This window comes from Pseudomonas sp. PS02290, assembly GCF_029960075.1.
Lineage (GTDB): Bacteria > Pseudomonadota > Gammaproteobacteria > Pseudomonadales > Pseudomonadaceae > Aquipseudomonas.
This window is the reverse complement of the sequence record NZ_JASCOY010000064.1, coordinates 16,256-25,209: the sequence shown is the minus strand read 5'-3', so window position 1 is coordinate 25,209 and position 8,954 is coordinate 16,256. Positions and strand designations below refer to the sequence as shown.

Sequence of the window (8,954 nt, the reverse complement as noted above, 5' to 3'; positions counted from 1 at the left end):
TATCGGGTGATCGATACCGCAACGGGAAATCAGCAGGGTGGCGTGTTCGATGATGAGCGAGAGGCCCTAAACCTTTACTTCACACTTAACAATTAGGTCAGCGTACCTCGCCACGAAACGGGCGCATCTGATTTCGTGGCGCGAGCTACTGGCTTGCTCTTTCGATGGCTTCTCCAGCTTTGTCTGCTGCCTTGTCCGCCTTCTCAGCGGCTTTGCTCACACTGTCAGCAGCGGCTTCAACTTTGCCTGCTGCTTCCTTGGTGCTGTCGGCCAGCTTGGTCAGACGAAGGTCGCGCTGCTTCAGCGCCTCGTCGTAAGCAGTCCGTACCTGCGTAACCTGGCTGCTGTACCAACTGGCGAGTGACCACTGCGATGCGCCAAACCCCAGCGAGAACGATCCCGCGACGATCAATAGGGCGATGACCCAAACCTCCACCCGGCGCCACCATCGTCGAGCGATGAATTCCATTGCACATCTGTCCATCAGGTTGCTCCTCCAAGCGTGGAGAGCCGCGCGATCTCCGCGCTCTGGCTGGCCACTTTGTCTGTGAGTTGTGCTACCTGGCTGGTGAGGGCTTCGATCTTGCCCTCCATACGGCCTACTGCGGCTGCGAGTTCGTTGCGCTCCTTGGCGAACTGGTCGGCGCGTGCCTCAGTCTCTTTGCGGGCGGCGCGTTCGGAATCAAGCATTTCGTTTAGGCGTCGGACGGTGCCGATGTCGGCACTATCCATGGCTCTGTCTACGGCATCCTTGGACAGGAACTTACGCAGCCATAGGAAGCCACCCAGCAAAACGGTGCCCGTGCCGCCCAGCCAGGTAGCTGTGCCTGGGCCGAGGTCGGTTGGGTCCATTTCTACTCCGGGTACTAATGAGGCCCTCGCTGAACATGGCGATCAGAGGTTCCGAGGGATTGGGGAAATCGTGGGCACAAAAAAGCCCAGCGGTTAGGCCGGGCTTTTGTTGCTATCCCTACGCACGTAGAAATAACAGGATGGGGCTATGCTCTCTCACTTTCTCACTCTTTGCAATGGCTTTTCGCTATGCCGCGCAACTTTCGATCAGGCCCTCTGAATCCAGCAGTTCCTGAGCGGCCATTAGCGCGTCATTCACCTGATCTTCCAGACCCTTGCGGATGCTCGAACGCCACCGGTACCTGGTTGATTCCGGCTTGCCGTCGTTGTCCCAGTTGGTGATGTCGTACCAACCCGCCGGCAGCACCGCGACTGACCTCTTACCCTCCTTGCCTGCCACCTGAGGAATGGCCCACGTCAGAACCGCGCACTCACGGAAGCGCTGGGGCGCCGGGGACCGTACGACCTTGATCAGCTCCAGGATGGCAGCATGCTTGCGCTCGTCGTGCGTCGAGAACTTCGCCACCAATGCCCGCCAGTGCGCCGGGCTCAATCCCTTGTGCAATCGGCCGAACACCCAGCAGTCCTGAAGGAACGCCGCTTCCTTGCCGACAATCTCGCCCTTCTGCTTGGCGACCTGAACCTTGGGCTCAAAATCACACCCACCCGCGCTGTTGATCGTTTCGGCCGCCAGGGCGCGCACGACTGCTGCTACAACGTTTCGATAGGTCATGCTGCTTTCCCCTTGAGCTCGCGGGTCTTGGCCCGGTAGGTGGCTGTGAGCGCTTTCAATTCGTCGATGGTGTACTTCTTCGGCTCATGTGGACCTTCCAGCCACTCCACAGCCTCGATGCCGATCTTCTCGATCAGGCGGGGCCGGTATCCCAGCAGATTCCCGGACTGACCCATGTTGCAGTTGCGGTTGCACTGCAGGTGTACGTTCAATGGCTCAAATCTGAGCTCTGGGGCTGCAGCGGTCGTGCGGTAATGGCCGGCGCAGTACTGGACGTCTGCAGTGGTTCCGCAGCTGATGCAGGGCTGGCCGGCGTCTCGCTCACGGATCCACGCATTGAAGGCGTGCTGTGTGTCCTTGAGATGGTCCGCCCTGCTCTTCAGCTTCTCCTTGCGGACCTTGATCTCGCGGCGTTCGCGCTGCTCGAACGACTTCCGCTCGGTGGCCTGCTTCGTACGAACGATCACCACAGCGCAGTCAGGACTGCACCAGGTCTGAAAGCTCTTCGTAGGCACGAATGAGGTCCTGCAGGTGGCGACCTTGCACTTCTTCGGTCGAGGGTTCTTGGTGGCCAGGCTCATGCGGACACCTCGCGGGTCTGAGCTTGCTCGGATGCTGGACTTCCAGGGAGCGGCATGAGATGTCTTGGCTCGCAGATGCCAAAACCCTCATAAGTCCCGCAGTCGGTGCGGAACTCGACACCTTCGCCGCGAACAATCCAGCATCCGATATCGGCGTGCCTATAGAGCTGTGCGTCCGGTCCGGCGTACAGGTCTCCGTTCTCGACAAACGCGCTGAGCTCGACCACCTTACCGATGTTCTGGGTGAGGAAATTTGCACCTACAATTACCGCCAGATCTCCCGGCTTGAATTGGTGGCCCATCAGATCTCCTCCCCAGCGAAATAGCCAATCAGGAAAGTCACGAAGGCGAGTAGGAACACTACAGCGCCGTGCACTGTGCTTGTTTGGGTGTAAGCCGTGACGGCAACAATCAGCGCGAGGCCCGCGATAACTTTGAATGCTTTGCTGTAGTTCATGCAGCCTTCTCCCCAAGCAGATCCCCGAAGAAAACGCCCTTGCCTGAAAACTCAGCCACGATCCGGTCGGTGTACGCGACGCCCTGGGCGCGATTGAACAGGCTGGTCACCGGGAAACCGTCCGGGCCGAAGAGCTTGCAGCCACCCATCATCTCGATCTTTTCCTGATACGACAGGTGCCTCATGACCCGATACCAGGACTTTTGGAATTCCTCGTCTTCGTTCAGCAGGATCTGCACACCGATGTGAAGCTTGCAGTACCGGCGCGCGTCGGCTTCGTCACCGATTTGGGTCATCTCCGCGATTCGCTTGTAGAAGGCGAACCACAGCGCATTCTGGTCCAGGGTGCGGTCCTTCCCAGGGCGCAGGCTCACCACGACGAACTTCTTGTCGCGGTACATTGCAGAGAGCTTGGTGATGGCCTCGGAGAGCTTGGAGGCGCTGTTCACGCTGATTCGGTCAGCCATGCTTCACCCCCTTGAGGTACCGGTGGTACGCCCATACAGCCAGATAGATCGGCCAGAGGAGGCCTGCCATCCACAGCACGAAGACCACGAACGGAGTGAGTTCTTCCCGCGGAGTCAGCCCGATGTTCAGCCCGATGATTCCGCACGCGAGCATGAAGTACAGCTCAGGCAAATAGAGATCAGTCATTGCCGGACTCCTTGCTCATGGCGATGTCTACAGCCGCATCAAGCATCTCAGCGCCGCTGGGGAATTGATCTTTGGGTGCATCGAGGTCCTCGATAGCAACAACCTCCCGTCGAGAGTTTTCGAACGAATAGGCCCCGGTCCGCAGGTAGCGATAACGCTCTGCATCTCTCAGCAGTGCCGGAAGGTCATAGCCTGGAAGGCGACGAGACCAGCCTTCCGGATCGGCGATTGGCTCCATGGGTGCGTGCTGTTCGGCCTGATGACCCACCATCTTGCGGAGCCAGGTGTTCTGCGAGACAAGCTCGGCATGGTCGGCCCCAAACATGGGGGCAGTGATGACGCGATAGGCCAATTCAACCTTGCGGTACCAGTCCCGCAGCTTGCGATAGCCTTGGTCGCTGTGCTGCCCATGCATCTCCAGCTCTTCGAGCGCATCGGAGACTTCTGGCAAGAGTTTTTGCAGATCGACTGTGGCACGTAGCGCCTCGACCTCGGCCTTGAGCTGGTCGCGCTCGGCCAGAGCAGTCTTCACACCCATACGACGCCCGGAGTCGTAACCGGATTGGTAGCTGTTGGCCTCGGACTGAAGGGTTTTAACCTGAGCCGAAAGGACATCGTTCTCAGCAATCAGCTCCAGAACTGCGGCAGGGTTGGCGGCAGCGATGAAGTCATCAGCATGATGATCAAGGCCGTGTATCCCGCCGGTTTTATCGTCGGCATAGCGCAGATCGCCCGGCTTGTACCACGGGTCGTTCGGACCGGCATCCTTCGCCAGCTTTTCCAAATTTTGAATATCAGTTTTCATCGGAACAAAACTCCAACCGGCAACGGCTTCACCACCGTCTCAACTCTGTGCCCGGTGCCTACTGCGGCTACCAGGGTGATGGCTGCTATGCAGATCCAGATTCGGGAGGTGGTCATGAGCGCACATCCTTGATCGATGAAAAATCGAAGTCCGGGAGTTCGCTTTCGCCGTTGAGGTAATCGATCATCACCTGCACGTCGGTCGCATCACATGCGCCGGGCTCTGATTGCCAGCAGTAGAACGGGTCGGTATTCGGCATCGCGCCGTAGCACAAAATGCCGTAGCGGGTGTACATGCCGTCGTGAACCAACCCAACACGTGCCTTACCTTTGTCGAAGTACACGATGTAGTGGTTGATACCTTCGGATCGCACGAGCTTTGGCTTCTTGCGGTTGTTACGCTTAATCCACTTGTTGATTTCTTCGCTCATGACTTCGCTCCGTGCAACACGCTCATGCAGTCGAAGCACGATTGATTCATTCGAAGGCCATGCGGACATTTACGCGGCTCGTCAGTGGCGACTACGTGATTGGCCCGCTTCTGCGTACCGTCCCGACGCACAAGACGCGCATCTGCCCCCTTCGTCAGCCTTACGATGTCTCGGTTGATCTCGACGACCTGGAAGCCTTCGGACTTGAGGGTGTTTACGGTTTGGGTTTGGATGGGGGTCATGGACGAGCTCTCCACTGGAGCACTGCGGCAATGAGGAGCGATCCCAGCAATACAGGCGGGAGGAAAGTGACGAGCATTTCGACGATCATGTTCAGCCCGTAAGGCTTAAGCAGGTCGTGCATGCGGATGAAGTACTCCGCGATGCCTGAGCCAACCATCAGGCAACCCAGCGTGTAGGCCACTGCGATGGGTACCAACTTGAAATAATTACGATGTTCCATTACGAAGCCCTCTTCCCGAATTTCGCCATCAGCAGTTCGCGCGCAGACTTGCCGTCAGCGGGGATGCCTTGCTGGATGATCCGTTGTTGATTGATTTGCTCGGCCAGTTCGTCGGCCAGTTCAAGCTCAGTTTTTTGGCTGTCGTGGCCGATGCCGGTCAGGATCTTGCCGTCGAGTGGTTGGCCCGCCTGGGCGCGGCGCAGAACGATCGTGTAATTGCGATCGAACCGCTCACGAAGGCCCTTGTTGTCCTGCTTCGATGCGCGCAGGTCGAACAGGCCAGTGGCCTCGGCGGCAATCCGTACCGCCTCGTGGCTGTAGGTGCCCATCAGCGCCTCAAGCCAAGCATCAGTGGATACCGGCATGCCGAAGTCTTCCGGCCCGGGCGTGCACATGGCGATGAACTCACCAACACTCGGCGCGAAGGGCTTCTTGAGCTTGCGGCACTTCTGGATGCCGAACTCGATCTGCTCCAGGGTGCGGATGCCCTCGTCGGCGAACTCCTTGATCCACTCCTCCTTGGCGGCTGCCAAGGCCTCTGTGGAGGGCCATGCCTGACGCCAAGCGGGGAAGATGCCCCGTAGGCGGCGGAACAGGTCGTTCACCACCTCAGCGGTCTCCAGCGAGACAACCACCGGCTCTGTCACCACTGCGGGCGGCAGATTGCCCATCGTCGCGATGAGCTGCGTTGCGGATTTCACTGGGGCACCATCAGGTCGCGAGCCCATTCGGTGCTGTCGAAGTCAGGCTCGTTGATCTGGCGCCGGCTCGGGAACGGGTGAACGTTGCTGGTGACCTTGTCCGGGAAGATCCCGGTCCAGCCGTTGGAGATCGACGTGGACAGCACCTGATCCGGGTTCGGGTGACCAACCAGGGCCTTGGCCTGCTGCTCGCAGCTCTTGGCGGTCAGAGGCTTGCGGATTTCCTTGCGGTGCTGGCACCAGTCGGACCAAGCCTTGTCGGACACGTTTTCAGGTTTGGCAGTCAGGGGATCGAACTTCCCCTTCACCGGAGCGGCAGCGACAGGCTTTTGATCTACCTCTTCTCTTCTCTTCTCTTCTCTGGTCCGCAAACTGTCCGCATCCGAAGCGGACAAATTGCGGACAGGTTTTTTTCGTTCATTGCGCTTGCGCTCAGAGTCATTGGCTCGACGCTTGGCACTGGCCCCGTTGTGCTCGTCAAAGCGCGGCATCACAAGGCTTCCATCGCCGTCGATAGAGGCCCACTGCACGTCGATCATGGCCTGAGTGAAGCCCGGCCAGCCGATCACCGCGTCCATAGCATCGCAGTCGTAGCCCAGCAGCACGCCATCAGCGGAATGGGTGTCGAAGATGCTCCAGGCGACATGCAGTCCGCCAATCACCCGCAATCTGTCCGCTTTCAATGCGGACACAATGCGGAATACTTTGGGATGCGTCTGAAGGTCGATTCGCATTTTGATCCAATCTCCGGCCATTACTCGGCCCTCAGCTCTTTGTCATGCGTGAAAAGGCCGTCCCACGTTTTCTTCATGGGCAATTCGTTGTTCAGATAGAGCTCGTATAGGCGGATGGCGCCCTTCTTCAGCAGCACCGGCGTGTAAGTGAAGAAGGCGTCTTTGCCGTGCGGAGTGACTTCGTGCGCGTGCTCGGTCATGTACTTGTCGCGGGCATAGGACGCTACACGCCAGCGGACGCCGGACTTGCTCTCGTTGTAAAGCCAGTTGCGGGCCTCAAGAGCCCCTCCGACTTGCATGACGTTTACGCCGTTGAGCTTCTTGCAGAACTGCGGCGCGGTCATGCCTTCTTGGAAGAGGTTTTCCATTTGGTGGATTTTGGCCGCCTGTTGGTGATTCTCGACGCGCAGCACGGCCGTCTGCTCAATCTGGTCGGCGTAGAGGCGAAGTGCTTCGGCGTATGAAGGCAGCGCTACTGGCTTGGCGAGCCTTTCCTCAAGGGAGGTCATATGATCAAAAACAGCCGCCTGCAGCTCGTAGCTGTAGGACATAGCCATCAGGCACGACTCACGCTTGGGGAAGCGGTAGCACTTTTGCCTGCGGTTCATGGTGTCGAGGTAGATATCGGAAAATTTTCCGGCATCTTTCTTCAGGACGCGGGGCACCTTTTTCATGAAGTCCGCGTGATCGAGTACGGGCTCTCCATCTGTGCGCTGGGTATTGATGAAGTTGACCAGCTCAAGACTGGTCATCGATATGTCACGCGCCACGGTTTGCAGAGATGCAATTTCGTGGCGCGGACTGTCGTAGTTGACGCTGTGTTGGGAAGTAGGCATTATCAGTCCCGCATATATTCGTTTAAGAGAGCCGGGTCACTACCCCGGCTTTTTTTCGTCTCGGATTTGGCAGAGGCCCTCTGGATTACCCTTAAGAGTCCCTGCCTGAGGCCCTCATTGGGGTCACCAGTTGAAGGACCGGCGCCTTCTTCTTTCCAACCTCAGAAAGCGCCCCGTTTGCTATGGACGCTTCCATCATTGCGTTGATGGCCTGGCTGAAACTCCAGCCGTTGCGGCTCATCAACCCCTTCACCTGTTCCCGCGTCTGCGGCGGCAGCTTTTCAAGTTCAACGGTCATTTGGCCCTCCAAAGGGGCTTCAGCCCGCGATATCTTCTTGCTTGTCCTGCATCAGCTCCTGGATCACGCCGTTGGCTACGGCCCATTCGATGATTTCGTAGAGATACGTCGCGTGCTGCATGCGGGTCTTGGTGGCGGCTTTGCGGAGAATCCGATCAAGCACGGGTTCGAAACGAACCTTTACCGGGATGGCGCGCTTCTGATTGGGGTCCATGTACATGCTTCGTTTTCCTCTGGCTGATGAATGGGTTTAAGCGGCGGATTTCTTGAGCGTCTGAACTGGGTCGTCTTCGCGCTTAGCGATAAGCACCCCGCTCGACTCCTTCTCCAGAACGCATTGCATCGGATAGGAGAAACCGCCAGTTGCTCGGCACTGAGATACGCGGCTGCCGGTCACGCCAAGGGCGTCGCCGATAGCGCGGCCAGTGCCAAAATGTTTCAGTGCTTCGTCGTAGGTCATGGGTTGTCTCCAGTGTCTTCGCCGAGTTTAGAGTTCTTAACAGCACAAGGCAAGTTATCTAAACAATGAATTGTTTAGAATCCTAAATATGGAATTCAAAGACCGTGTTACCGCGCGCATGAAGGCGCTCAACCTCAACGCGACAGACATCAGCAAACTGACCGGCGTATCGAAAGCGACGGTCAGCTTTTGGGTGAGCGGGACAAATGGGGCGAAGGGTAAGAACCTGCTGGCCTTGGCGAAAGCCCTCGACTGCTCTCCTGACTGGCTGTCAGACGGGGTCGGGGGAATCGACTCAAACCAGGTTGATCACTCGAAGCCAGGGATGACGACCGCCGATCTGGTCGCGCAGATGCTTTCTTCTAAAGCGGGCAAGAACCTTTCCGACAGGGCGCGCGAAACAATGCTGGCGGCCGCTGCCGAAGCAGACAGTCATGTGGATACGGGCCAGCCCTATCAAGCAGCCAACTTTGCGGCTCTTCGCCCGACGAACGAAGAGATCGTCATCCGCCAGTACGATATCCGGGCAGCAATGGGCCATGGACAGGTGCCGCCGGATTACACCGAGGTAGTGCGTAACCTGGTGGTGAGAGAAGAGATCCTTCGCGAGAAGGGTGTCAGCTACACCTCAAAGACGGCACTGGCCATGATCAGTGGATGGGGCCAAAGCATGGAAGGAACCATCAACGATAAAGACTTGGTCATCGTCGACAAAGGTGTGCAGGACTTCATTGGTGACGGGATCTACGTACTGACCTGGCACCAGGAGCTGTACATCAAGCGCGTGATGCGGCTTGACGAAGAGAATTACCGGCTGATCTCAGACAATCAGCATTATGAAAACCAGACAGCAAGGATCGACGACGTCACGATTCATGCAAAGGTTTTGCTTATTTGGAATGCAAGGAAAGCATGACTTCGCTGCGCCTACGATCGGAACGGATAAGTCA

The 8,954-nt window shown here is 57.8% G+C and carries 18 protein-coding genes; 1 reads left to right on the top strand and 17 read right to left on the bottom strand.

Annotation, left to right across the window (positions count from 1 at the left end; translation table 11 throughout):
• Positions 1-145: 145 nt before the first annotated feature.
• From QMX88_RS21730 to QMX88_RS21650, 17 genes are all read right to left on the bottom strand, one after another.
• On the bottom strand, positions 146-484 hold the full coding sequence (locus QMX88_RS21730) for a hypothetical protein (protein WP_282372296.1): 339 nt from the start codon (positions 482-484) through the stop codon (positions 146-148).
• On the bottom strand, positions 484-852 hold the full coding sequence (locus tag QMX88_RS21725; RefSeq protein ID WP_282372295.1) for a chemotaxis protein: 369 nt from the start codon (positions 850-852) through the stop codon (positions 484-486). The genes QMX88_RS21730 and QMX88_RS21725 overlap by 1 nt, the downstream gene beginning before the upstream one ends.
• A 187-nt stretch (positions 853-1,039) precedes the next feature.
• The gene (locus QMX88_RS21720) at positions 1,040-1,585 is read right to left on the bottom strand and encodes a hypothetical protein (RefSeq protein WP_282372294.1); all 546 of its coding nucleotides are present in this window, start codon (positions 1,583-1,585) and stop codon (positions 1,040-1,042) included.
• Complete coding sequence (locus QMX88_RS21715) at positions 1,582-2,166, bottom strand: recombination protein NinG (RefSeq protein WP_282372293.1); 585 nt, start codon at positions 2,164-2,166, stop codon at positions 1,582-1,584. The genes QMX88_RS21720 and QMX88_RS21715 overlap by 4 nt, the downstream gene beginning before the upstream one ends.
• Positions 2,163-2,468 (bottom strand): hypothetical protein, encoded by a 306-nt coding sequence (locus QMX88_RS21710; RefSeq protein ID WP_282372292.1) that lies wholly within the window; start codon positions 2,466-2,468, stop codon positions 2,163-2,165. Before QMX88_RS21710 ends, QMX88_RS21715 begins: the two co-directional genes overlap by 4 nt.
• A complete protein-coding gene (locus tag QMX88_RS21705) occupies positions 2,468-2,623 on the bottom strand; it encodes a hypothetical protein (RefSeq protein ID WP_282372291.1) in 156 nt (51 codons plus the stop codon). Before QMX88_RS21705 ends, QMX88_RS21710 begins: the two co-directional genes overlap by 1 nt.
• Positions 2,620-3,090, bottom strand: coding sequence for a hypothetical protein (locus QMX88_RS21700; RefSeq protein WP_282372290.1), 471 nt, complete (start codon positions 3,088-3,090; stop codon positions 2,620-2,622). Before QMX88_RS21700 ends, QMX88_RS21705 begins: the two co-directional genes overlap by 4 nt.
• Positions 3,083-3,277: a hypothetical protein gene (locus QMX88_RS21695; RefSeq protein WP_282372289.1), complete on the bottom strand. Its 195-nt coding sequence runs from the start codon at positions 3,275-3,277 to the stop codon at positions 3,083-3,085. Before QMX88_RS21695 ends, QMX88_RS21700 begins: the two co-directional genes overlap by 8 nt.
• Positions 3,270-4,082 carry a hypothetical protein gene (locus QMX88_RS21690; protein WP_282372288.1) on the bottom strand — a complete coding sequence of 271 codons (813 nt, stop codon included), beginning with the start codon at positions 4,080-4,082 and terminating at the stop codon, positions 3,270-3,272. Before QMX88_RS21690 ends, QMX88_RS21695 begins: the two co-directional genes overlap by 8 nt.
• A gap of 112 nt (positions 4,083-4,194) precedes the next feature.
• Positions 4,195-4,512, bottom strand: a complete 318-nt coding sequence (locus tag QMX88_RS21685; RefSeq protein WP_282372287.1) for a hypothetical protein — start codon at positions 4,510-4,512, stop codon at positions 4,195-4,197.
• A 238-nt stretch (positions 4,513-4,750) separates the two neighbouring features.
• A complete protein-coding gene (locus QMX88_RS21680; protein ID WP_282372286.1) occupies positions 4,751-4,975 on the bottom strand; it encodes a hypothetical protein in 225 nt (74 codons plus the stop codon).
• Positions 4,975-5,676, bottom strand: coding sequence for a replication protein P (locus QMX88_RS21675; RefSeq protein WP_282372285.1), 702 nt, complete (start codon positions 5,674-5,676; stop codon positions 4,975-4,977). Before QMX88_RS21675 ends, QMX88_RS21680 begins: the two co-directional genes overlap by 1 nt.
• Positions 5,673-6,431, bottom strand: coding sequence for a Pyocin large subunit-like protein (locus tag QMX88_RS21670; RefSeq protein WP_282372284.1), 759 nt, complete (start codon positions 6,429-6,431; stop codon positions 5,673-5,675). The genes QMX88_RS21675 and QMX88_RS21670 overlap by 4 nt, the downstream gene beginning before the upstream one ends.
• Positions 6,431-7,246, bottom strand: a complete 816-nt coding sequence (locus QMX88_RS21665; RefSeq protein ID WP_282372283.1) for a hypothetical protein — start codon at positions 7,244-7,246, stop codon at positions 6,431-6,433. Before QMX88_RS21665 ends, QMX88_RS21670 begins: the two co-directional genes overlap by 1 nt.
• 91 nt (positions 7,247-7,337) lie before the next feature.
• On the bottom strand, positions 7,338-7,544 hold the full coding sequence (locus QMX88_RS21660; protein ID WP_282372282.1) for a hypothetical protein: 207 nt from the start codon (positions 7,542-7,544) through the stop codon (positions 7,338-7,340).
• A 19-nt stretch (positions 7,545-7,563) separates the two neighbouring features.
• The gene (locus QMX88_RS21655) at positions 7,564-7,764 is read right to left on the bottom strand and encodes a hypothetical protein (protein ID WP_045060895.1); all 201 of its coding nucleotides are present in this window, start codon (positions 7,762-7,764) and stop codon (positions 7,564-7,566) included.
• A gap of 30 nt (positions 7,765-7,794) precedes the next feature.
• Positions 7,795-8,004, bottom strand: coding sequence for a hypothetical protein (locus QMX88_RS21650; protein ID WP_282372280.1), 210 nt, complete (start codon positions 8,002-8,004; stop codon positions 7,795-7,797).
• Between the two features lie 88 nt (positions 8,005-8,092).
• Between QMX88_RS21650 and QMX88_RS21645 the strand changes: the two genes are divergently transcribed.
• The gene (locus tag QMX88_RS21645; RefSeq protein WP_282372277.1) at positions 8,093-8,920 is read left to right on the top strand and encodes a S24 family peptidase; all 828 of its coding nucleotides are present in this window, start codon (positions 8,093-8,095) and stop codon (positions 8,918-8,920) included.
• The last annotated feature ends 34 nt before the right edge of the window (positions 8,921-8,954 follow it).